At 48.7% G+C, this 22,948-nt stretch carries 21 protein-coding genes and 2 tRNA genes; all 23 read left to right on the forward strand.

Features of this window, described 5'->3' with window-relative positions:
• Positions 1-22: 22 nt before the first annotated feature.
• Positions 23-3,538 carry a transcription-repair coupling factor gene (mfd, locus tag KNQ12_RS16555; protein WP_023466550.1) on the forward strand — a complete coding sequence of 1,172 codons (3,516 nt, stop codon included), beginning with the start codon at positions 23-25 and terminating at the stop codon, positions 3,536-3,538.
• A complete protein-coding gene (locus tag KNQ12_RS16560; protein ID WP_214749853.1) occupies positions 3,535-5,082 on the forward strand; it encodes a putative polysaccharide biosynthesis protein in 1,548 nt (515 codons plus the stop codon). Before mfd ends, KNQ12_RS16560 begins: the two co-directional genes overlap by 4 nt.
• The gene (gene yabN, locus KNQ12_RS16565) at positions 5,079-6,509 is read left to right on the forward strand and encodes a bifunctional methyltransferase/pyrophosphohydrolase YabN (protein WP_214749856.1); all 1,431 of its coding nucleotides are present in this window, start codon (positions 5,079-5,081) and stop codon (positions 6,507-6,509) included. Before KNQ12_RS16560 ends, yabN begins: the two co-directional genes overlap by 4 nt.
• Complete coding sequence (locus tag KNQ12_RS16570; protein ID WP_023466556.1) at positions 6,506-6,778, forward strand: RNA-binding S4 domain-containing protein; 273 nt, start codon at positions 6,506-6,508, stop codon at positions 6,776-6,778. Before yabN ends, KNQ12_RS16570 begins: the two co-directional genes overlap by 4 nt.
• A 66-nt stretch (positions 6,779-6,844) precedes the next feature.
• On the forward strand, positions 6,845-7,222 hold the full coding sequence (locus tag KNQ12_RS16575) for an FtsB family cell division protein (protein ID WP_023466557.1): 378 nt from the start codon (positions 6,845-6,847) through the stop codon (positions 7,220-7,222).
• Between the two features lie 83 nt (positions 7,223-7,305).
• Complete coding sequence (locus tag KNQ12_RS16580) at positions 7,306-7,821, forward strand: S1 domain-containing RNA-binding protein (protein WP_023466558.1); 516 nt, start codon at positions 7,306-7,308, stop codon at positions 7,819-7,821.
• Positions 7,822-7,974: 153 nt separating this feature from the next.
• Positions 7,975-8,051, forward strand: a tRNA-Met gene (locus KNQ12_RS16585).
• Between the two features lie 9 nt (positions 8,052-8,060).
• Positions 8,061-8,132: transfer RNA gene (locus KNQ12_RS16590), tRNA-Glu, on the forward strand.
• A 68-nt stretch (positions 8,133-8,200) separates the two neighbouring features.
• Positions 8,201-9,433 (forward strand): tRNA lysidine(34) synthetase TilS, encoded by a 1,233-nt coding sequence (tilS, locus tag KNQ12_RS16595; RefSeq protein ID WP_214749859.1) that lies wholly within the window; start codon positions 8,201-8,203, stop codon positions 9,431-9,433.
• 33 nt (positions 9,434-9,466) lie between these two features.
• Entirely contained in the window at positions 9,467-10,012 is a 546-nt protein-coding gene (gene hpt, locus KNQ12_RS16600; protein WP_023466560.1) for a hypoxanthine phosphoribosyltransferase, read from the forward strand.
• A 120-nt stretch (positions 10,013-10,132) separates the two neighbouring features.
• Complete coding sequence (gene ftsH, locus KNQ12_RS16605; RefSeq protein WP_023466561.1) at positions 10,133-12,136, forward strand: ATP-dependent zinc metalloprotease FtsH; 2,004 nt, start codon at positions 10,133-10,135, stop codon at positions 12,134-12,136.
• Between the two features lie 180 nt (positions 12,137-12,316).
• A complete protein-coding gene (locus KNQ12_RS16610) occupies positions 12,317-13,078 on the forward strand; it encodes a type III pantothenate kinase (RefSeq protein ID WP_035399500.1) in 762 nt (253 codons plus the stop codon).
• A 10-nt stretch (positions 13,079-13,088) separates the two neighbouring features.
• On the forward strand, positions 13,089-14,012 hold the full coding sequence (gene hslO / locus KNQ12_RS16615; protein ID WP_023466563.1) for an Hsp33 family molecular chaperone HslO: 924 nt from the start codon (positions 13,089-13,091) through the stop codon (positions 14,010-14,012).
• 12 nt (positions 14,013-14,024) lie between these two features.
• Entirely contained in the window at positions 14,025-14,336 is a 312-nt protein-coding gene (locus tag KNQ12_RS16620) for a SurA N-terminal domain-containing protein (protein WP_023466564.1), read from the forward strand.
• Between the two features lie 80 nt (positions 14,337-14,416).
• Positions 14,417-15,361: a cysteine synthase A gene (gene cysK, locus KNQ12_RS16625; RefSeq protein ID WP_023466565.1), complete on the forward strand. Its 945-nt coding sequence runs from the start codon at positions 14,417-14,419 to the stop codon at positions 15,359-15,361.
• An 87-nt stretch (positions 15,362-15,448) separates the two neighbouring features.
• On the forward strand, positions 15,449-16,834 hold the full coding sequence (locus tag KNQ12_RS16630) for an anthranilate synthase component I family protein (protein WP_023466566.1): 1,386 nt from the start codon (positions 15,449-15,451) through the stop codon (positions 16,832-16,834).
• A complete protein-coding gene (locus KNQ12_RS16635) occupies positions 16,831-17,412 on the forward strand; it encodes an anthranilate synthase component II (RefSeq protein ID WP_023466567.1) in 582 nt (193 codons plus the stop codon). Before KNQ12_RS16630 ends, KNQ12_RS16635 begins: the two co-directional genes overlap by 4 nt.
• Positions 17,396-18,235 (forward strand): aminotransferase class IV, encoded by an 840-nt coding sequence (locus tag KNQ12_RS16640; protein WP_214749861.1) that lies wholly within the window; start codon positions 17,396-17,398, stop codon positions 18,233-18,235. Before KNQ12_RS16635 ends, KNQ12_RS16640 begins: the two co-directional genes overlap by 17 nt.
• Positions 18,232-19,017, forward strand: a complete 786-nt coding sequence (gene folP, locus KNQ12_RS16645) for a dihydropteroate synthase (protein WP_214749864.1) — start codon at positions 18,232-18,234, stop codon at positions 19,015-19,017. The genes KNQ12_RS16640 and folP overlap by 4 nt, the downstream gene beginning before the upstream one ends.
• A gap of 2 nt (positions 19,018-19,019) precedes the next feature.
• Entirely contained in the window at positions 19,020-19,391 is a 372-nt protein-coding gene (gene folB, locus KNQ12_RS16650) for a dihydroneopterin aldolase (RefSeq protein ID WP_023466572.1), read from the forward strand.
• Complete coding sequence (gene folK / locus KNQ12_RS16655; protein ID WP_023466573.1) at positions 19,388-19,903, forward strand: 2-amino-4-hydroxy-6-hydroxymethyldihydropteridine diphosphokinase; 516 nt, start codon at positions 19,388-19,390, stop codon at positions 19,901-19,903. The genes folB and folK overlap by 4 nt, the downstream gene beginning before the upstream one ends.
• Complete coding sequence (gene dusB, locus KNQ12_RS16660) at positions 19,903-20,895, forward strand: tRNA dihydrouridine synthase DusB (protein WP_214749867.1); 993 nt, start codon at positions 19,903-19,905, stop codon at positions 20,893-20,895. The genes folK and dusB overlap by 1 nt, the downstream gene beginning before the upstream one ends.
• A 161-nt stretch (positions 20,896-21,056) precedes the next feature.
• The gene (lysS, locus tag KNQ12_RS16665) at positions 21,057-22,538 is read left to right on the forward strand and encodes a lysine--tRNA ligase (RefSeq protein ID WP_087682563.1); all 1,482 of its coding nucleotides are present in this window, start codon (positions 21,057-21,059) and stop codon (positions 22,536-22,538) included.
• The last annotated feature ends 410 nt before the right edge of the window (positions 22,539-22,948 follow it).

Genomic DNA, 22,948 nt, shown 5'->3' on the forward strand with positions numbered 1-22,948 from the left:
GTCGTGTTTTAGGAGGAAGAAGATGAAACAATTACAAGAACTCTTACTAGCGATTCCTGAAATCAAGACGGTTCGGGAACGCTTCCGGGACGGTGTCAACGCTCAGTTGATCACCGGTCTGATGAACAGTGGGAAAGCATTGTTCGTCGCCGGGATTTATCAGGAGACGAAACGTCGATTCGTACTCGTGACACATAATATGTTCCAAGCACAAAAACTGTACGATGATTTGATTGAACTTGTACCGGAAGAAGACGTCATGCTCTATCCGGTCGATGAGACGTTAGCAGCAGAACTTTCTTATGGCGCAAGTCCAGAACTGCGGGCGACGCGGATCGAGACCCGTCATCGTTTACTGACGACGGACGACGGAATTTTGATCATTCCGCTCGTCGGTTTACGCCGATATGTTCCGGATGCACAGACGTTCCTGTCACACGTCAAACAAGTGAAGCCGGGCGACATCTTATCGATTCCGGACTTCGTCCAAGATTTAGTCGATGCGGGGTACGAACGGACAGCGACCGTGACGACACCTGGTGAGTTTGCTGTTCGCGGAAGTATCATCGATATTTATCCGCTCACGGTCGAACGCCCATACCGGCTCGATCTATTCGACGAGGAAGTCGACTCGATCTATACATTCGATGCGGAGACACAACGCTCACTCGGTGTCGTCGCAGAAGCATGTTTGATGCCAGCGGCGGAACATTTCGCGACGAAGGATCAGTTGAAGGACGCGGGTGAAAAAGTCCGTCGTCTTTATGAGGCGACGAAAGAGCGCGTCCAAAGTACGGAAGTCCTCGCGGCACTTGAAGAGGGAATTGCTTATGACGTCGAGTTGCTAGAAAACGGCGATCGTCCGAAACAGTTCGCGAAGTATGCACCGATCCTCTACACGTCGACGTTACGTCAAGACGTGACGGGAAGCGTCTTGATCGTCGATGAAGTCGCACGGGTCGAAGAAGCGGCGGAAGTCCAGGATGCAGAGGAAGCAGAATGGATGGCGTCTCTCATTGAACGCGGACAAAGCGTCAGTGATTACGTCCTGTCCGTTCCGATGGCACATGTCTTTGAAGGACAACCATTGTTGTATCTCTCGCTCCTACCGACTCGTCGGAGCGGGGTACCGGAAAGTGCGGCAATCCATTTCAGCATCAAACCGATTGCACCGTTCCATGGTCAGATGGAACGCCTGAAGCAAGAAGTCGAGCGATATCGTCGCGCTGACATGTGGATGGTTTTCTTAGCGAGTAACAGAGAACGTGCCGAGCGGATGCGTCAGACGTTATCTGACTATGGGGTCGAAGCCTCGATCGTAACGAAAGAAGGCATCACTCGTGGTCAACCAGCAATCCTGATTGGCGGAATTCATGGTGGATTCGAGATGACGAATGCGCGTCTCGTCGTCATCACGGAAGAAGAAGTCTTCAAGCAACCAGCGCGTCGCCGGAAGCAAACGACGAAGCTGACGAACGCTGAACGGATTAAGAGCTACCAAGAATTGAAGACAGGCGATTACGTCGTTCATATTCATCATGGGATTGGTCGGTACCACGGCATCAAGACGATTGATGTAGCCGGTAATCATCAGGACTATCTCCATCTCGTTTACGCGGGAGAGGACTCGTTGTATGTTCCTGTCGATCAGATCGACTTGATTCAAAAGTATGTCGGGGCTGAAGGAAAAGAGCCGAAGATTTATAAACTCGGTGGAACGGAATGGAAAAAGGTCAAAGCGAAGGTTCAAAAATCGGTCGAAGATATTGCTGATGAGTTGATCAAGCTCTATGCGGCTCGCGAGGCTGCCGTCGGTTTTGCGTTCCCAGAGGACGACGATAACATGCAAGCATTCGAGGCTTCGTTCCCGTATGAGGAAACGGTCGATCAATTACGATCGATTGCCGAGATCAAGAAGGATATGGAACGTCCGCGTCCGATGGATCGTCTATTATGTGGCGACGTTGGATACGGGAAAACGGAAGTTGCGATTCGAGCAGCGTTCAAAGCGGTCATGTCTGGAAAACAAGTCGCGTTACTCGTACCAACGACCGTCCTTGCACAACAACACTACGAAACGATGCTTGAGCGATTTAGTGAATGGCCGATTCGTGTGTCGGTCATGAGCCGGTTCCGTTCGCCAGCAGAATTAAAGGCGACGAAACAAGGTCTAAAAGAGGGAACGATCGATGTCGTCGTCGGGACACACCGTGTGCTGTCGAAAGACGTCCAGTTTGCTGATATCGGATTATTGATCATTGATGAAGAGCAACGATTCGGTGTGAAACACAAAGAACGTCTGAAACAGTTGAAGACGAACGTTGACGTCTTGACGTTGACAGCGACACCGATTCCGCGGACATTGCACATGTCGATGATCGGGATCCGTGATCTCTCGGTCCTTGAGACACCGCCGGAAAACCGGTATCCGGTTCAGACATACGTCATGGAATACGACGGAATCGTCATGCGCGAAGCGCTCGAACGAGAACTCGGCCGTGGTGGACAAGCGTTCTTCCTGTATAACCGGGTCGAAGGTATCGAGCGAAAGGCAGAAGAAATTCGCGCGCTCGTACCGGAAGCGAGGATCGTCACGGCGCACGGTCGGATGACGGAAACCGAACTCGAAAGTCAGTTGATCGCGTTCTTCGAAGGGGATGCAGATGTTCTTGTGAGTACGACGATCATCGAGACAGGAATCGATATTCCAAATGTCAATACGTTGATCGTTCATGACGCGGATCAAATGGGACTATCCCAACTGTATCAATTGCGCGGTCGTGTCGGTCGTTCAAGTCGCGTCGCCTATTCGTACTTTACGTACCGTCCGCAAAAACGATTGACGGAAGTTGCAGAAAGTCGACTGCAAGCGATCAAGGAATTCACGGAGCTCGGTAGCGGCTTTAAAATTGCGATGCGTGACTTATCGATTCGTGGCGCCGGGAACTTACTCGGTTCCCAACAATCGGGCTTCATCGACTCTGTTGGTTTCGATCTTTATTCGCAGATGCTGGCAGAAGCGGTTGAAGAACGCAAAGAACGGATGAAGGGCAAAAAACGCGTCCAGAAATTCGTACCTGAGTTCACGTTCAGTCTTGATGCGTATATTCCATCGCACTACATGACGGACTCCGAGCTGAAAATCGAATTTTATAAACGCTTGAAATATGTCGATACCGTCGATAGTCTCGAACAACTTGAAACAGAGATGCTCGAACGATTCGGTGAGTTCCCGGATGAGGTTGCTCGTTTGATCCAATTGACACGGATGCGGATTTTTGCTGAACGAGCGCGTGTCGAGCGCGTCAAACAAACCGATCCGAAAATCGAGATCGTCTTGTCACTTCAATCAACACAGCAGCTGGATGTGGCGGATTTCGTCAAATGGACCGTTCCGCTTGGACGTGGTCTAGGGATGGGGCAACAAGAACAGAAACTCGTCTTGACGCTCAACCGCAACAAGCAGTCGACGCAACAGATGACGATGCAAGCAGAACAGTTGCTAGCAGAGCTTGATCGTCGGCTCGTCGCACGATGAATAGACGAACGATTGCGCAAGGCGCAGCACTGCTTGCGATCTCTAGTTATATCTCGAAACTGCTCAGCTTCTTTTACCGGATTCCGTATCAGAACCTTGCAGGTGACTTCGGACTGTACGTCTATCAGACGGTCTATCCCTTATTCGCGATAGCGGCAGCGCTAGGTATTTATGCGCTGCCCGTCATCGTGGCGAAGTTGACGCTCCATCATCCAGATGAAAAACGAGAAGTTTTATGGTCGATTTTGTACGTCTTACTTGCGATGACGGTCTTCTTTGGTCTGTTCGGATGGTGGATTGCCCCGACACTGGCGGGTTGGTTTGGAGACGATAAACTCGTTGTTCCGTTGCGAGCCGTCACGTGTACGTTTTATTTACTACCTGTGATTGCCGTTCTTAGAGGCATGTTTCAAGCAGATCTCGAGATGCGACCGACGGCTGTATCCCAAGTCTCTGAAAATGCCGTCCGTGTCGGACTCTTGTTGCTCGTGACCTATATCGGCGTCTCGATGCAGGCGGACCCTTACTGGATTGGTGCCAGTGCCCATCTGACAGCGATTGGCGGCAGCATCGTTTCGTTATTCGTCCTGTTGCGTTTTGCGAAAGGGAAGATTGGTCGTCCTGTGTTTTCAGGTATTCATGTACGGCGGGTCGGGAAGGTGCTCGTGACAAGCGGGGTGGCGGTCAGTATCGCCTCACTTGCCTTGTTACTGATGCAATTGATCGATGGATTGACGTTCGTCAATCTACTTGGCAATACGACAGAGACGAAAATTGAAAAAGGGGTGCTCGACCGTGGGTATCCGTTACTGCAATTCGCGATTCTCTTTGCGACGTCGATGAGTCTTGCGAGTGTTCCATCCTTATCAACCGCATATCGAAAGCATGATCCGCAGATGATGCGTCAACAACTCGAGACATTACTCCGTTCCGGTCTATTGATTGCCGCTGCAGCGACAATCGGACTAATGGGTGTGATGCGTCCGCTCAATATTGCGTTGTATCAAGATGACCAGGGAACAACAGGGTTGATTTGGCTCGCGGCGACGGCATTTGCCGCTTCGATTGCGATGATGATCATCTCTTGTCTCCAGTCGGTCGATGCTGAAAAATATGCGCTCGTTGGTGTTCTTGTCGGATTAGGGGCGAAGCTCGTTCTGAATCTCTATTTCATTCCCCGATATGGTATGATCGGGGCGGGTATGGCGACATTTAGCGGTTTTGCCGTCATGGCGACAGCACAATGGATTTTATTGAACCGGAAGTTCGGTCGCGTATCGGCAGGAAACGCGTTCTACCGACGACTGGTCTTACCTGTGCTCGCCATGAGTGTGTTTCTGTACCTGATCGAAACGTTCTTCCGGCTGTTTGAGCTTGAGACACGAATCGGTGCGGCACTCGAAGTCGGCGTCCTTGTCGTCGGTGGTGCCATCATTTATGGCAGTATGGCATTACGCGTTCGTGCATTAACAGCACAAGAGTGGGCGCTATTGCCTTTAGGAGATAAGTTATATCAGATGTACCAACGTAGGAGGAGTATATGACACACCGAATCACGATCGTCGGCCTTGGCGTCGGCGAACTCGAACAATTGCCGTTTGGCATCTATCGATTATTAAAAAACACGACACAGCCTGTCTATTTACGGACAATGGATCATCCAGTCGTTTCAGAACTCGCAGCAGAGGGAATGAACTTTACATCATTTGACTCGGTTTACGAACGACATAGTCGGTTTGAAGACGTATACACAGAAATCGTTGAGGAATTGCTTCGCCTCTCAAAGACGACGGACATCATCTATGCCGTCCCAGGTCATCCACTGGTCGCTGAGAGTACCGTCCAGCAGTTATTAGAGCGGACGGACGCGGTCGACGTTGTAGGCGGACAAAGTTTTCTTGATCCGATGTTCGCCGCGCTTGGCGTGGATCCGATTGAAGGATTTCAGTTGCTTGATGCGACGGCGTTTGCCGTCGATGAAGCGCAGATCCGTCAACATTTGCTGATTGGACAAGTCTATGATGCGCTCGTCGCCGGTGATTTAAAGGTTCAGCTGATGGAACGTTATCCGGACGAACATCTCGTCACTCTGGTCACAGCAGCGGGTACAAGCAAACAAACTGTCCAAAGCGTGCCGTTGTATGAACTCGATCATGTGACGACGCTCAGTAACTTGACGACAGTCTACGTACCACCTGTTACGGATGAGCAGTCGCTGAACCGTGACTTCGCGACATTAAAAGAGATTGTCGCACGGTTACGTGGTGAAGGCGGTTGCCCATGGGATCAAGAGCAGACACATGAGTCCTTAAAACGTCATTTAATCGAAGAATCTTACGAATTACTGGAAGCAATCGACCTTCAGGACGATAACTTAATGATAGAAGAGCTAGGAGACGTCCTTTTACAGGTCATGCTCCACGCACAAATTGGTCTAGATGAAGGGTATTTCGACATTCGAGATGTCATCGGAAGCGTCAGTGATAAGATGATTCGTCGTCATCCACACGTCTTCGGAGAAACGATTGTCGATTCTTCAGCAGACGTCGTTTCGAACTGGCAAGACATTAAAGCACAAGAAAAACCGGAGCGAACTTCCTTGCTCGATGGCGTAACAAAAGGGGCACCTGCCTTGATGCGCGCAGAAGATATTCAAAAGAAAGTGGCGAAAGTCGGTTTTGAATGGAGTGACGTCGAGGGTGCACTTGAAAAAGTAATCGAAGAGTTACGTGAATTGAAGGAAGCCGCACCAGAAGAACGACTAGGTGAATTCGGAGACGTTCTGTTTTCGATAACACTCGTTGGGAAATACCTTGGTCTCTCGGCAGAAGAGGGGCTACAACAGACGAACGATAAATTCATCCGTCGCTTTACGCGAATGGAACAGCTAGCGGATCGACCGCTCGTTGAGATGACGCTTGAAGAGCAAGATTCACTCTGGCATCAAGCGAAGCAGGAGGAACAGTCATGAGACTTGATAAATTTTTAAAAGTATCGCGTCTGATCAAACGACGGACGCTTGCGAAAGAAGTAGCCGATCAAGGTCGGATTACAATCAATGGTAATGTGGCGAAAGCAAGTAGCACGGTAGCAGCAGGTGATGAGATGACGATTCGGTTCGGAAACAAGATCGTCACGGTTGCGATTTCGAGCATTAAAGAACATGCCAAAAAAGAAGAAGCATCTGATATGTATGAGATCATCCGTGAAGAAAAGGTGAATTCCGAAGAATCAATGTAATTTACCGGAAAAAGGAAGTATACTAAAGAGTGTCAGGGGTGACCACTCAGAAAGAGGAGGGATGATATGCCAACACCGCTCGAATCAGGGCGTCCTGCGCCAAAGATCAAGCCGCTCAATGACCGTAAAAAGCAGTTGAGTCAGAATGCCATCGAAAACCGTCGACGTCTCAAAAATCGCTTTTTCCTGTGTCTGACCGTCTTTTTACTCATCTTTTCCCTCATGGGGTGGTCATACATGGAGAAACGGCAATTGATCGCTGAACAAAAGCAGTCGTTTCAAGTCGCCGAACAAGAGCAGACGAAAGCAAAAAAAGAGACCGCCCGTCTGAAGGAAGAAATCAACCGTCTCAATGATAAAGAGTATGTAGCGAACTTAGCTCGAAGCGAGTTGCTCTATTCGAAAAAAGGGGAAACGATCTTCTACTTTTCACCGGAAGACTAATTGAAGGTTGCCGATTGATTGAAAAAAGAATGAATCACTCGTATAATAAGAAACGAATCAACTAAAAAGGAGCAATACAATTTATGTCGATTGAAGTAGGCAGCAAAGTGCAAGGGAAAGTAACAGGCATCACGAATTTCGGAGCGTTCGTTGAGTTACCAACAGGGAAAACTGGTCTTGTTCACATCAGTGAAGTGGCAGATTCTTACGTTAAAGACATCAATGATGTGTTGACGGTTGGTCAAGAAATCACCGTCAAAGTCTTAAGTGTTGAAAACGATGGTAAGATCGGTCTTTCCATCAAAAAAGCCGTCGATCGTCCAGAAGGCGAACGTCCTCGTCCTGCACGTCAGTTCGACCGTGGACCACGTCCAGCAGGGCAAGATCGTGGACCACGTTCGTTCGATAACAAAGGACCACGTGGAGGCGGTAACCGTGGAGGCTTCAACAAAGGCGGCCGTGGTACACCACCACCGCGCAAAGAACAATCGTTCGATACGCTGATGTCTAGTTTCCTGAAAGATAGTGAAGATCGTCTTGCTACATTGAAACGTCAAACGGATTCAAAACGTGGCGGACGCGGCGCAAAACGTCAATAACTTGCTGACCTGTTCTTTATAAGAATAGAGATGGAATGACGCCGTTCATTCCATCTTTTATTTTTTTGAAATTATTTTTAGAAAAAGCGTTGACTTTCATTTGACCTGCCCGTATTATAGAAAATGTGCTTAAGACGCACGAGTTAAAAATATGGCGGTGTAGCTCAGCTGGCTAGAGCGTACGGTTCATACCCGTGAGGTCGTGGGTTCGACTCCCTCCGCCGCTACCATATTTTTTTGGCCCGTTGGTCAAGCGGTTAAGACACCGCCCTTTCACGGCGGTAACACGGGTTCGAATCCCGTACGGGTCATTCTCAAAAGCTATCTCTATTATATAGAGATAGCTTTTTTTAGGTTTTAACGGAAAGGGGAAATCGTTATGGAAGGTGTGCCGTTCGAACCACTTTTAGTAGGTGTTTCGGGAGGTTGTGATTCGATGGTACTCGTCGATCGGTTGTACAAAGAGGGCTACGATATCGCGATTGCGCATGTGCATCATGGATTACGAGAAGCGTCCGACGAAGAAGCACTTTTTATTAAGGAGTGGGCAACATCCCGAAAGATATCCTTTTTCATGACGCGTTTAGAATGGACAGGACGTAAAAGCTCTCAAGCAGCTTGTCGTGAAGAACGGTATGCGTTTTTTGAACGGATCATGGAAGAGACCGGGCGCTCGCGTCTGATTCTCGCTCATCATCAAGACGATCAAATCGAGACGCTGCTCATTCAGCTCATTCGTGGAGAAGCGCAAGTTGATGGGATTCCGACGGTTCGTCCGTTTGGTAACGGCTGGTTGCATCGACCGTTGCTACACGAATCGAAGCAAACATTGCTTGAATATGCGTTACAACATGAAGTTCCATGGCGAGAAGATGCGTCAAATGCAGAAACTACTTATTTGCGCAATCAAATCCGGCATACGATTGTTCCATCACTCCGAGACATGCGTCCTGAGTTTGAACAGGCAACGGCAGCAGCAGCACATGCACGACAGCAAATTATCCGTGAACAGGCGGCATTCGTCGCGACCTATCTCGAACGGTGTAAGGAAGCGAACGGAATTCCGGTCGCACGTATTTTAGAATTACCGACGGATTTACAGCGGCTTGTTTTGCCGACATTAACGGGAGAAATGTTTTCTTCGGATGTGATTCGTCACTTTGTTACATGGCTTCGGGTGGATAAGGGCTCAGACGAAGTGTATTATGGAAACTGGAGGATGCGACGTGCATATGGCTTTTTGATGCAGGATCGTGTGATACGGTCAATGAATGACGATTTATCGTTTCAAGTAGGGGAGAATTTGGGAACGTATCATTATGGTAAACAAATGGTTCGCTTCTCAATCGGAAATCAAGGTATCCCGCTGGATGCGATTGCGTTCCCATTGACGGTACGTCCGCCACGTCCAGGAGATCGGATTCAGCTTGCTGTGGGTTCGAAAAAAGTCAGTCGAATTCTGATTGATGCTAAGGTTCCGCGTTATCTCCGGGAACAGGTTCCGGTCGTCGTCGATGCAAATGGAGTGATTTTAGCCGTCATTGGACATCGAATTGCAATATTCGGGTCATTTGAACTCCTCGCAAAATCTTATTTAATGATAGAATGGTAATGTAGTGTTTATTATGGAGGAGGAATACCTAGCATGACCTTGATGAACGATATGGAAAAAGTACTGATTTCAGAAGAAGAGATCCAAAATAAAGTGGGCGAACTTGCCGGCGAATTGACAGCGGATTATCACGATCGTTTTCCGTTGCTTGTGTGCGTCTTAAAAGGCGCAATGCCGTTCATGTCTGATCTTGTGAAAAAGATGGATATGCACCTTGAAATGGACTTCATGGACGTTTCAACGTATCACGGTGGGACAACATCAACAGGTGAAGTCAAGATTGAAAAAGATTTGAACACATCGGTAGAAGGACGCGACATCTTGATTGTCGAAGATATTATCGACAGCGGATTGACGCTTGGTTACCTTGTCGATCTCTTCAAGTACCGGAAAGCGAAGTCCGTTAAGATCGTGACGTTGCTCGACAAACCAACAGGACGGAAGAATGACTTGCACGCAGATTACAGCGGCTTCGTCATTCCACACGAATTCGTCGTCGGTTATGGTCTGGATTACGAAGAGAAGTATCGTAACCTTCCATACGTAGGTGTCTTGAAACCTGCAGTCTACGGTGGCTAATTATTTTTAATCTCGTCTGTCCCATGATAAGATGAAACCAATTACAAAGCGCGCCCTGTCGCGCCAGGATTCGTATTCATCCACTAGAAAAACGAGATGGATGCGGAGAGGAGGCATAAGATGAACCGAGCAGTGAAGAATACCCTCGTGTTTGGGGTCATTTTTCTAGCTTTGATCTTGTTTCTGCAATACTTGCAGAGTCCAGTGAACAAAAGCAAAGAAATCAATTACACACAGTTTGTCGAGTCTGTTGAAAAAGGTGAAATCAAGACGGCTACCTTCCAATACGAAGGGCAGACGTATAATGTGACAGGAGATTTGCGTGAAAAAGATTCAACGTATGAGACGGTCGTACCGGCTGTTGATACGGAACTAACGGATCTTTATACGCAATTGAAAAGCCAAGGAGTCAAATTGGACTTTAAGGCAGCAGAAACGAATGGTGGTTGGATCGCGTTACTGACGACGATCGTTCCATTCATCATCATCTTCATCCTCTTCTTCTTCTTGATTAATCAAGCACAAGGTGGCGGTGGTGGCGGTCGCGTCATGAACTTCGGGAAATCGAAGGCACGCCTCTATGACACAGAGAAGAAAAAGATTACGTTTGATGATGTAGCCGGCGCAGACGAAGAGAAACAAGAACTCGTCGAAGTCGTCGAATTCTTGAAAGATCCGCGTAAATTCGCGAAACTCGGTGCCCGTATTCCGAAAGGGGTCCTCCTCGTAGGTCCTCCAGGTACAGGTAAGACGTTGCTCGCGCGTGCCGCAGCTGGTGAAGCTGGCGTACCATTCTTCTCGATTTCAGGTTCTGACTTCGTTGAGATGTTCGTCGGTGTCGGGGCATCACGTGTCCGTGACTTGTTCGAAAACGCGAAGAAAAATGCACCATGTATCATCTTCATCGATGAAATCGATGCTGTCGGTCGTCAACGGGGCGCAGGTCTCGGTGGTGGACACGATGAGCGTGAGCAGACATTGAACCAACTTCTCGTTGAGATGGATGGATTCAGTGAAAACGAAGGTATCATCATGATCGCAGCAACGAACCGTGCTGATATTCTTGACCCAGCCTTACTCCGTCCAGGTCGTTTTGACCGTCAAATCACGGTTGACCGTCCAGATGTCATCGGTCGTGAAGCAGTCTTGAAAGTTCACGCGCGGAATAAACCGCTCGATTCAACGGTTGATTTAAAAGCGATCGCACAACGAACACCTGGATTCTCAGGTGCGGATCTTGAAAACCTTCTAAACGAAGCAGCACTTGTTGCCGCTCGGGCAGACCGTGATAAAGTCTCGATCGTTGACCTCGAAGAAGCGATTGACCGCGTCATCGCTGGACCAGCGAAGAAGAGCCGAATCATCTCGCCGAAAGAGAAAAAGATCGTCGCATGGCACGAAGCTGGACATACAATCATCGGTGTCACGCTCGACGATGCGGATGAAGTACACAAGGTAACGATCGTTCCTCGCGGAAACGCGGGCGGATATGTTGTCATGTTGCCAAAAGAAGATCGTTACTTCATGACGAAGCCGGAACTCGAAGATAAGATTACTGGATTGCTCGGTGGTCGTGTCGCAGAGGATATCGTCTTCGGAGAAGTCTCGACTGGGGCAAGCAATGACTTCCAGCGTGCGACAGGTCTTGCACGGAAAATGGTCATGGAGTTCGGGATGAGTGAAAAACTCGGACCGCTTCAATTCGGATCAGGTCAAAGCGGTAACGTCTTCCTCGGCCGTGATTTCCAAAACGAACAGAACTACTCGGATGCAATCGCACACGAGATCGATACGGAAATCCAAGCGATCATCAACCGCTGTTACCAAAAAGCGAAAGATATCCTGACTGAGAAGCGCGATCAGCTCGACTTGATTGCAACGACATTGCTTGAAGTCGAAACACTCGATCAAAAACAAATTCACCATCTCCTAGAGACGGGCGAATACAAAAAACATGAACCAGAAGCAACGACTCCAAAAGCAGAAGAGAAAGCACCGGAATCGACAGATGCAACTGTTGATCAACCGACGCAGTCTCCAACGCAAATGGGTTCAGTCGTTGACGAAGGGAAAAATGTAGATACGGATACACCAGATACGCCGCGTCGCGATGATCAAGTGTAAACGGATGGAACGGATTCGATTGATATCGAATCCGTTCTTTTTTGTGGCAGACCGAGCGAATACACATCGGTAGGTGTGACTATACGAGCATGGTATAATCACAACGTATATAGTTCCGATCGTAAAACAACGGAATACAATCGAAGCATGAAAATTGAGAAGAAGCGGGGAAATAAGCAAATGATTTTAGTCATCGATGTCGGAAATACGAATATCGTCTTAGGTGTCTATCAAGGACAAGAGTTGATTGAGCATTGGCGGATTGCGACAGACCGAACACGGACGACGGACGAATACGGTATGCTCGTCAAAGCGTTGTTCCGTGACGCAGAGCTAAACGTGGAAGAAATCGAGGGAATCGTGTTATCATCTGTCGTACCCCCCGTCGTGTTTCCGCTAGAAAATATGTGTGTGCGTTACTTTAAACGCCGTCCGTTCTTGATTGGACCAGGAATCAAGACAGGACTGGATTTAAAAGTCGATAATCCACGGGAAGTGGGAGCCGATCGAATCGTCAACGCAGTAGCGGCGACGGCGAAATACGAGGGACCGATGATCATCGTCGATTTCGGAACAGCGACGACGTATTGTTACATCGATGCACAAAAACGGTATTACGGCGGCATCATCTCACCCGGTGTGATGGTTGCAACCGAGGCACTCTATAATAAGGCAGCAAAATTGCCACGAATTGAAATCGCGAAACCGCAGTCAGCCATCGGACGGAATACGATCCATGCGATGCAGTCGGGGACCTATTTCGGATATGTGGCACAGGTGGACGGACTCGTTCACCGGATGAAAGAAGAAATGGGAGAAGCGAAGGTCATTGCGACCGGCGGCTTAGCCCGATTAATCAGCGAGGAATCCACGATGATTGAGATCGTCGATCCATTCTTGACGTTAGATGGATTACGGATTATCTACGAACGAAATAAGTGAGGGAATCAAGATGAAACGTGAAGAATTATTAGCACAATTAAAAGATGACTATTTAGTACGGGCGTTAGGCTTCAATGGAGAAGTCCGTGCGTTTGCAATCCGTTCGACGAAGACGGTCTATGAAGCACAACTGCGCCACCAGACGACACCTGTCGTCACAGCAGCGCTCGGTCGGACACTGACGATCGGTGCAATGATGGGTACGATGCAAAAAGGCGATACACGTGTCACATTAAAAGTCGAAGGCGATGGACCGATTGGGAAAATCATCGTCGATGCCGACGCAAAAGGTGTCGTACGTGGATATGTGAGTCGTCCCCGTGTCGAGATGGATACGTATGTCAATGCAGATGGTCTGACGAAACTAAAAGTCGGTGAAGCGGTCGGTCGCGGAAACATCTCTGTCATCAAAGACCTCGGGTTGCGTGACTTCGTCGGTGGTCAATCGCCGATTCAAACAGGTGAGATCAGCGAAGACTTCACGTATTACTTTGCTGTATCGGAACAAAGCCCATCGGTCGTTGGGGCTGGCGTTCTCGTTTATCCAGAAGACGAATCAGTCATCGCAGCAGGTGGCTTGATCGTTCAATTGATGCCAGGTGCGTCGGAAGAAACGATTGCAGCACTCGAAAAACGTGTTGGAGCCCTTAAACCGATCTCGATTCTCGTCGGTGAGGAAAAAACACCAGAAGAAATGTTAGAACTCGTTCTCGGTGACTACGAACATCTTGATACGATTCCAGTATCATTCGAATGTACGTGTGACCGTGACAAATTAGCGACAGCAATCATTGCCCTTGGACCAGATGAGATTCAAGCGATGATTGATGAAGATGGTGGTGCGGAAGCTGTTTGTCACTTCTGTTCAGAGCATTATCACTATGATGTTCCAGAATTAGAGGAACTTCGCGAAAAATCACTCGAAAGAGCATAAGAGGGATCGAATATGGGGAATGTACAACCTAAGTACTTGTGGATGTTGATCTTCATCTTAATGTTGACGAATTTCATGACCGGTGCTTACGCCTTCATGGGTGAGCTCCCAAAGGTCGATTCTCCTAAAATCGTTCAAGACAGCATCGGTGGTCCGCTCGAGGATGTCGTCGCCGAAGTCGGTGATGAGAAAATCACGCGCGCGATGGTCTATCAGACGATGCGAACGGAACAGGAAAAACAGACGATTGATCGTTTGATTCAAGAAGCGGTCGAACGCCAGACGAAGGATGGAAAAAAGCCGGAAGTCAAACGCTTTGATTGACAGATTTCATCCAGTCCGCTGATAATTAGTTTATCGGATTACTTGGAATTCAAGCGGTTCACTAATGAGGAGGAATGGTCATGCGTATTGCGAATTCAGTATTAGATTTAGTCGGTCGCACCCCGATCGTCAAGTTACATCATCTAACGGGTCCTGAGGATGCAGATGTGTATCTGAAATTGGAGTACATGAACCCTGGATCAAGCGTAAAAGACCGGATCGCGTTATCTATGATTGAGGCCGCAGAAGAAGCGGGTCAACTCAAAGAAGGAGACACGATCATCGAGCCGACGAGTGGGAACACAGGAATCGGACTCGCGATGGTCGCTTCGGCGAAAGGGTACCGCGCCATCCTCGTCATGCCGGAAACGATGAGCATGGAGCGCCGGACGTTGCTTCGCGCCTATGGTGCGGAATTGATTCTGACTCCGGGTCCTGAAGGGATGAAGGGTGCGATCGCTCGCGCGACAGCGGAAGCAGAAGAACACGGTTACTTCATGCCGCAACAATTCAATAACGGTGCTAATCCAGTCGTCCATGAAAAAACGACAGGTCCTGAAATCGTCGAAGCGTTCGAAGGCATGCAACTCGATGCGTTCATCGCGGGAATTGGAACGGGCGGAACGATCACCGGTGCTGGTAAAGTGTTACGCGATGCTTTCCAAGGTATTGAAATCATTGCCGTCGAACCAACGGATTCACCGGTCTTATCAGGTGGTAAACCGGGACCACACAAACTGCAAGGAATCGGTGCTGGGTTCGTGCCGTCGATTCTCGATACAGAGATTTATGATGGTGTTGAGCAAATCACGACGGAAGAAGCATTCGATCACGCACGCCGAGCAGCGAAGACGAATGGTGTCTTAGGTGGTATCTCGTCAGGTGCTGCGATTGCAGCGGCGCTCAAGACAGCGAAACGTCTCGGTAAAGGGAAAAACGTTCTTGCGATCATTCCTTCGAATGGGGAGCGGTACTTAAGTACACCGCTGTATCAAATCGAGGAAGAAGCAGACCAATCGAAGTAATCAACTGGACGTACACGGAAGTCATTCGGCTTCCGTGTACTTTTTTGCGTATAATGAGAGCAGAATAGTGTGAAGTGGGGGACGCGTATGCGACAGACGAAATACAAAGCAGTACCATGGACGAAAGAACAATTTTACAATCGATATGTTGAACAGACGAATGGCACAACGGGACACGTCTGGCTCGAAAGCGGTCGAATCGGCCGATACACGATGGCGGCGACTCGTCCTGTCGGATACGTTCGGACAAAGGACGGAACGACGACGATTGAGACAGATGGAAAAGTCGAGACATCGACGGCGAATCCGTTTGATGTACTCGAACAGCTCCGCGTCGACCGTGAATCGATCCGACCGGATGGAATGCCACCGTTCTTTGGTGGGTTTGCCGGATACGTCAGTTATGATGCCGTCCGTTATTTAGAAAAGCTACCTGAACGAGCGATGGATGATTTGCAAACACCCGATCTATCATTTTACTGGTACGATGAAGTCGCCGTGTTTGATGAAGAAACGAAGCAATTGTTCATTGCCGTGACACGAGACACAGCAGAAGAAGCAGAGCGAGTTCTTGAAACGGAAGTCGCGCGTTGGTGCATCGAGACGGATGCACCTCAATTTACACCGACTGGTTTATCAGGTGAGCGAGAACGGGCTTTCGGGCAGGAAGCGTTCATGACAGCGGCACACCGGATTAAATCCTATATTGAGGACGGTGACGTTTTCCAAGTTAATTTGTCCGTCCGTCAACAGGAACCGCTTGGGACGACAGCGGAACATTTGTATGATGTATTACGACAAGTCAATCCTTCTCCATACATGGGTTACTTTGCGGATGAAGATTTAACACTCGTGTCCGCCTCACCCGAGTTGCTCGTCGAAAAAATCGGTGATGCGTTAGCGACACGTCCGATTGCCGGAACACGGCCGCGCGGGAAGGATGAAGCGGAGGATTTACGACTTGCGAAAACCTTACTCGATAATGAAAAAGAACGGGCAGAGCATGTGATGCTTGTTGATTTAGAGCGGAATGATTTAGGACGCGTCAGTCGTTATGGTACGGTTCATGTCGATGAGCTGATGGTGATCGAGAAATACTCGCACGTACAACACATCGTCTCAAACGTCAGAGGGGAAGTAGCTCCGGAACACTCTGGGAGTCAGGTGCTCGCTGCGATGTTCCCAGGTGGTACGATCACTGGCGCACCAAAAATCCGGACGATGGAAATCATTGAAGAACTGGAACCGGTCCGGCGCGGTATCTATACTGGGTCGCTTGGCTTCATCAGTTGGGCGGATGATGTCATTTTCAATATCTTGATCCGGACACTCGTCGCAAAAGACGGGATGGCATATGTTCAAGCAGGTGCTGGAGTCGTCACAGATTCGGACGCAGCACGTGAATACGAAGAGTCACTTAGTAAAGCCAAAGCGTTATGGGTGACAAAAGAAACAGCGGAGGGAACGCAATGATTGTATTGATTGATAACTATGATTCCTTTACGTACAACTTAGTCCAGTATTTCGGCGAACTTGGGCAAGACATCCGGGTATTTCGCAACGACGCGATCACCCTTGCGGAAATCGAAGCGTTGCAACCGGATCATCTGGTCATCTCACCGGGCCCCTGTACACCGAATGAAGCGGGGATCAGTCTAGAAGCGATTGCTTATTTTGCTGGGAAGGTGCCGATACTAGGGGTCTGCTTAGGTCATCAAGCGATTGGACAAGTATTCGGTGGTAAAGTCGTCCGCGCGAAGGAATTGATGCACGGAAAAGTCTCGCCACTGACGCATGACGGACAAGGCATCTTTGAACGAATCCCACAAGCGACGCCGGTGACACGTTATCACTCGCTCGTCGTTGAACGCGAGACATTCCCGGAAGTGCTCGAAGTGACGGCGGAATCCGGTGGGGAGATCATGGCACTCCGTCACCGGACGTTGCCGATTCTCGGTGTCCAGTTCCATCCGGAAGCGATTTTGACGCGAGACGGGAAGCAGATGTTAAAAAATTTCTTGGAGTTGACGCATTATGTATCTCTGGCATGACGGAACCATTAAACGAGAAGAAGAAGTACGCATCTCCCCGCTCGATCACGGATTCGTCTACGGGATGGGTGTATTCGAGACGTTTCGGACCTATAACGGACATCCGTTTTTGTTCGATGATCATATTGAACGCTTACGGATGAGTTGTGTCGCACTCGGAATCCAGCTAGCATATGATCGGGAAGCCTTACGGCAAGCGATCCAAGATTTATATGCGGCATATGGGGCGAACGATTTATACATTCGGTTGAACGTCTCTGCCGGTCCACGTGAGATCGGTTTATCAATCGATCCTTACGACACGCCGACCGTGTTGATCTATGTGAAACCAATCGCTCCGCGAAAACGGGCGGAACGTGCACTCGAGACGATTCGTTTACCGCGCAGTACACCGGAGACGACTTACCGCTTGAAGTCACATCATTACATGAACAATCTAGTGGCGAAACGCCAATTGTTCAATCCGGAAGCAGAAGGGTTGTTTTTGACGAAGGAAGGTCATGTCTGTGAGGGCATTACGTCAAACATCTTTTGGCGTTACGGAAGTACATGGTATACGTCACCGCTTGAAACCGGTGCACTGAACGGGATTACCCGTCAGTTCCTCATGCAATATGTACCGGTCGAAGAACGCTTGGCTTATTTACCGCAGCTCGAAGAAGCAGATGAGATCATCTATACGAATTCCGTTCAGGAAGCGGTCGCTATTTCGTCACTTGACGGACGCCCTTTCCCTGGAATCAACGGAACAGGATATGCACAAATCATGACGCTGTTCGATCAATCCGTCGAACAGGTGACGACAAGGAGAGAACAACGATGACTTACATCATGGGTATCTTGAACGTGACACCGGACTCCTTTTCGGACGGTGGACAATATGTCGATGTCGAGCAAGCGATGCGGCAAGCGCGTCAGCTCGTCGCGGATGGAGCAGATGCAATCGATGTCGGTGGAGAATCGACACGACCGGGTGCAGCATTCGTATCAGTCGAAGAAGAACTCACCCGTGTTTTACCGATCATCAAGCGCATCAAACGAGAGCTGAACGTCCTCGTATCGATCGATACGTACAAACCGGTCGTCGCAGAGGCTGCTATTGAAGCAGGAGCAGATATCATCAACGATGTTTGGGGCTCGAAGTGGGGCGATCGTTCGATGGTCAACGTTGCTGCGCAGTATAAAGTACCCATCATTTTGATGCATAACCGGGAGACGGCGCATGGGACAGATATGCTGGCAGAAGTCCGGGCTGACCTTGAGGAATCGATTCGGTTAGCAAAACAGGCAGGCGTAGCGGAAGAGCATATTTGGCTCGACCCTGGGATTGGATTCATGAAGACGCATGAAGAGAACTTGTACCTGATGCGTCATCTATCGATCGTAACGGACTTCGGGTATCCGGTTTTACTCGGAACGTCCCGTAAATCGATGATCGGACTTGCGCTCGGATTATCGACAGAAGAACGACTCGAAGGAACGATTGCGACGGTGTGTTACGGAATTCAACAAGGATGTGACTGGATGCGTGTGCATGACGTCAAAGAAGTCAAACGGGCAGCGCAGATGATGGACATCATGTTGGCTGCGACGAAGGGGGAATAACGGTGGATCGAATTCATGTAACAGGAATGCGTTTTTATGGGTACCACGGTGTATTCGCAGAAGAGACGAAACTCGGTCAACGCTTCAATGTCGACTTATCGATCGGACTTGCATTGGCAGAAGCCGGTCGGACGGATGATTTGACGAAAAGTGTCAATTACGCCGAATTGTATGAAGCGACGAAACGTGTCGTCGAAGGAGAACCGCTCCAACTCGTCGAAGCCTTGGCGGACCGTATTGCAAAAGCAGTATTTGCGTTAGACGAACGAATTCAAGAAGCGTCGATCAAGGTCATCAAACCGGATCCGCCGATTGCCGGTCATTATGAACATGTGGCGGTCGAGATCAATCGCCTTCGGGAGGACTATGCATGAAGGAAGCTTACATTGCACTCGGCTCGAACATCGGCGATAAAGCGGCTCACTTAAGAGCAGCGATTGCTCGCCTGAGAGCATTACCGTCCGTTCATGACGTAAAGACCTCTTCCATTTATGAGACGGTACCTGTCGGGTATCTCGAGCAGGATTTATTCTATAATATGGTCGTCGCGATTCAAACGACGGATGAGGCATCTGTCTTACTTGGGCGACTGCAGGAAATTGAACAGCTAGAAGGACGCGAGCGTCTGTTCAAAAATGGACCACGAACGCTTGACTTAGATATTTTGCTATATGAGGAAGAACGCATTGACCTCGAAGGATTAACCGTTCCGCATCCGCGGATGCAAGAGCGGGCATTCGTCCTCGCACCATTACGTGAACTCGCAGCAACATGCGTCATACCCGGTCTTGAGCAAAGTGTCGAGCAGTTGTATCAGCAGTTACCAGAGACAGAACGAAACGGTGTACGACGGTTAGGTGGGCTTTTAGAAGCGGAGGAACAATAATGGAATTTAACATTGGTGATGTCAAACTGAAGAATCAAGTCATCTTGGCACCGATGGCAGGCGTCTGTAATCCGGCGTTTCGGTTAATCGCAAAGGAGTTTGGTGCAGGACTCGTCTGTGCGGAGATGGTCAGCGATAAAGGGATCTTGTACGAAAACGAACGGACGCTTCAGATGCTGTACGTGGATGAGCGGGAAAAACCGCTCAGTCTTCAAATCTATGGCGGTTCAAAAGAGACACTCGTTCAAGCGGCACGATATGTCGAAGCGAACACGAATGCCGACATCATTGACATCAACATGGGCTGTCCCGTCCCGAAAGTCACGAAAAACGATGCTGGAGCGAAATGGTTGCTTGATCCGGATAAGGTATATGAGATGGTTCATGCGGTGACGCAAGCGATCGATAAACCCGTTACTGTTAAGATGCGGACCGGCTGGGACAGCCATCACATCTATTGTGTCGATAATGTCAAAGCAGCAGAAGCGGGTGGGGCGAAAGCCGTTGCCATCCACGGGCGGACACGTTCGCAAAAGTATGAAGGGGTCGCAGACTGGAACATCATTGGCGAAGCGAAAAAAGCGGTCAACATCCCAATCATCGGAAATGGAGATGTTCAGACTCCGCAAGATGCAAAACGGATGATTGATGAGATCGGCGTCGACGGTGTCATGATCGGACGGGCCGCTCTCGGGAATCCATGGATGTTGTATCAGACGATCCAGTACCTCGAATCAGGAACGCTTCCAGCAGAACCGACGGCGCGTGAGAAGATTGATATTTGTCTCTTGCATGCCACACGACTAGTCGCGCTAAAGGGAGAAGAACTCGCCGTACGCGAAATGCGGACACATGTCGCCTGGTATTTGAAAGGAATGAAGGGGAACGGTCGCGTTCGCAATGCGTTATTCAATATCGACACACACGCAGGACTCGTCGAACTGTTACAGCAGTACTTGCAGACACTCGAAGAAGACGTAGCATATGCCTAACAGGTAAAGTATAGTCGGACAGCGTCGTTTTGTGGTACGCTAGTTGCATTGAAGATGAGCGTATCGGTTTTCTAAAGGGCTGTCGGTCATTCCGGCAGCTTTTTATTCGAGAGAATCGTCGTGAACCATTATTAAAAGGAGTGAAGAGAGTGAGTCAGGATATGGAAATGAACGATCAAATGCAGGTGCGTCTCGGTAAGATGAACGCCATGCGTGAACAAGGTCTCGATCCATTCGGCGCACGTTTTGAACGTTCGACGGATACCGCGAGCATTCGTGCATCGTTTGGTGAACATACAAAAGAAGAGTTGGCTGAACTGAAACCGGAAGTTGCCATCGCGGGTCGTGTCATGACGACACGTCGTAAAGGGAAGGTTGGCTTTACGAACGTTCAGGATGTACAAGGTCAAATTCAGTTGTATGTCCGTAAAGATGATGTCGGTGAAGAGGCGTATGAGATTTATAAGACATGTGACTTAGGTGACATCGTTGGGATCCAAGGATACGTGTTCAAAACGAATGTTGGTGAACTGTCTGTTCACGTCACAGCATTTACGTTATTAACAAAAGCATTACGTCCGCTTCCGGATAAATATCACGGATTAAAAGATATCGAGCAACGCTATCGTCAGCGTTACCTCGACCTCATTACGAACCAAGAATCACGTGAGACATTCATCGCGCGGAGTAAAGTCATTCGTGGAATTCGTCAATATCTCGATAACCTCGGATACTTGGAAGTCGAAACACCAATGTTGCATACGATTGCGGGTGGAGCATCGGCTCGTCCGTTCATCACGCATCATAATGCACTCGACATGACGCTTTACATGCGGATTGCGATCGAGCTCCATTTGAAACGTTTGATCGTCGGTGGACTTGAGAAAGTCTACGAAATCGGTCGTGTGTTCCGTAATGAAGGAATCTCAACACGCCATAACCCAGAGTTTACGATGATCGAACTCTATGAAGCGTATGCGGATTATAAAGACATCATGAACTTAACAGAGAACCTGATCGCTCACGTCGCACAAGAAGTACTCGGTACGACACAAGTCACTTACGGAGAAGACGTCATCGACCTATCTGTCGGTTGGAAACGAGCACACATGGTCGATCTTGTTAAAGAAGCGACAGGTGTCGACTTCTTTGAACAGATTTCAAACGAACGTGCTCTCGAACTAGCGCATGAACACGGTGTTGAAGTCCAGTCGCACATGACGACGGGACATATCTTGAATGAGTTCTTTGAACAAAAAGTAGAAGAGACACTCGTTCAACCAACATTCGTCTATGGTCATCCTGTTGAAGTATCGCCACTTGCGAAGAAAAATCCAGAGGATCCACGCTTTACGGATCGCTTTGAATTATTCATCGTCCGTCGTGAACATGCGAATGCCTTCACGGAATTGAACGATCCAATCGATCAACGTGAACGTTTCGAAGCACAACTCGTCGAAAAAGAAGCAGGAAACGACGAAGCACATGAAATGGATACAGACTTCATTGAAGCACTCGAGTACGGTATGCCGCCAACGGGTGGTCTTGGCATCGGGATCGATCGTCTCGTCATGTTGTTGACGAATGCGCCATCGATTCGTGATGTATTACTCTTCCCAACGATGCGTCACCAACAAAATTAATGAGTAGAGCTCCGTTTCTTCTATAGCTTATAGAAGGAACGGAGCGTTCTTTTTGAAGTCAATGTAGGGATAAACGAGTCAAAAAACGGGTAAATAAAAGTTTTTAAATGTTTTTCTAATAAAATGCTTGTACGATTCGAAAAGCCATGGTATATTACTTCTTGTGCCGCGAATGGTCGTGACACACAAAAATAAATATCAAAAAAGTTGTTGACAATCGGGTTGATAACTTGTTAAGATATTAAAGTCGCTGAAAACGACACGACGAACTTTGAAAACTGAACGATGAGGCAAAAATCGTATTCTACGGAATACAAACATGAATGAAGCGCAAGCTTCGTCAATCGTGACTTCGGTCACACAACGAGCAAGTCAAACACTTCATGGAGAGTTTGATCCTGGCTCAGGAC

Source organism: Exiguobacterium sp. s11, from assembly GCF_018619015.1.
GTDB lineage: Bacteria > Bacillota > Bacilli > Exiguobacteriales > Exiguobacteriaceae > Exiguobacterium_A > Exiguobacterium_A indicum.

Excerpts from the sequence above, each read along its gene's own strand:
- ftsH (WP_023466561.1), top strand. The coding sequence starts at position 10,133 with ATGAACCGAGCAGTGAAGAATACCCTCGTGTTTGGGGTCATTTTTCTA.
- KNQ12_RS16640 (WP_214749861.1), top strand. The coding sequence starts at position 17,396 with ATGTATCTCTGGCATGACGGAACCATTAAACGAGAAGAAGAAGTACGC.
- KNQ12_RS16575 (WP_023466557.1), top strand. The coding sequence starts at position 6,845 with ATGCCAACACCGCTCGAATCAGGGCGTCCTGCGCCAAAGATCAAGCCG.
- yabN (WP_214749856.1), top strand. The coding sequence starts at position 5,079 with ATGACACACCGAATCACGATCGTCGGCCTTGGCGTCGGCGAACTCGAA.
- KNQ12_RS16620 (WP_023466564.1), top strand. The coding sequence starts at position 14,025 with ATGGGGAATGTACAACCTAAGTACTTGTGGATGTTGATCTTCATCTTA.
- KNQ12_RS16570 (WP_023466556.1), top strand. The coding sequence starts at position 6,506 with ATGAGACTTGATAAATTTTTAAAAGTATCGCGTCTGATCAAACGACGG.
- tilS (WP_214749859.1), top strand. The coding sequence starts at position 8,201 with ATGGAAGGTGTGCCGTTCGAACCACTTTTAGTAGGTGTTTCGGGAGGT.
- folK (WP_023466573.1), top strand. The coding sequence starts at position 19,388 with ATGAAGGAAGCTTACATTGCACTCGGCTCGAACATCGGCGATAAAGCG.
- KNQ12_RS16580 (WP_023466558.1), top strand. The coding sequence starts at position 7,306 with ATGTCGATTGAAGTAGGCAGCAAAGTGCAAGGGAAAGTAACAGGCATC.
- KNQ12_RS16560 (WP_214749853.1), top strand. The coding sequence starts at position 3,535 with ATGAATAGACGAACGATTGCGCAAGGCGCAGCACTGCTTGCGATCTCT.
- KNQ12_RS16610 (WP_035399500.1), top strand. The coding sequence starts at position 12,317 with ATGATTTTAGTCATCGATGTCGGAAATACGAATATCGTCTTAGGTGTC.
- folP (WP_214749864.1), top strand. The coding sequence starts at position 18,232 with ATGACTTACATCATGGGTATCTTGAACGTGACACCGGACTCCTTTTCG.
- KNQ12_RS16630 (WP_023466566.1), top strand. The coding sequence starts at position 15,449 with ATGCGACAGACGAAATACAAAGCAGTACCATGGACGAAAGAACAATTT.
- mfd (WP_023466550.1), top strand. The coding sequence starts at position 23 with ATGAAACAATTACAAGAACTCTTACTAGCGATTCCTGAAATCAAGACG.
- cysK (WP_023466565.1), top strand. The coding sequence starts at position 14,417 with ATGCGTATTGCGAATTCAGTATTAGATTTAGTCGGTCGCACCCCGATC.
- KNQ12_RS16635 (WP_023466567.1), top strand. The coding sequence starts at position 16,831 with ATGATTGTATTGATTGATAACTATGATTCCTTTACGTACAACTTAGTC.
- dusB (WP_214749867.1), top strand. The coding sequence starts at position 19,903 with ATGGAATTTAACATTGGTGATGTCAAACTGAAGAATCAAGTCATCTTG.
- hslO (WP_023466563.1), top strand. The coding sequence starts at position 13,089 with ATGAAACGTGAAGAATTATTAGCACAATTAAAAGATGACTATTTAGTA.
- lysS (WP_087682563.1), top strand. The coding sequence starts at position 21,057 with ATGGAAATGAACGATCAAATGCAGGTGCGTCTCGGTAAGATGAACGCC.
- hpt (WP_023466560.1), top strand. The coding sequence starts at position 9,467 with ATGACCTTGATGAACGATATGGAAAAAGTACTGATTTCAGAAGAAGAG.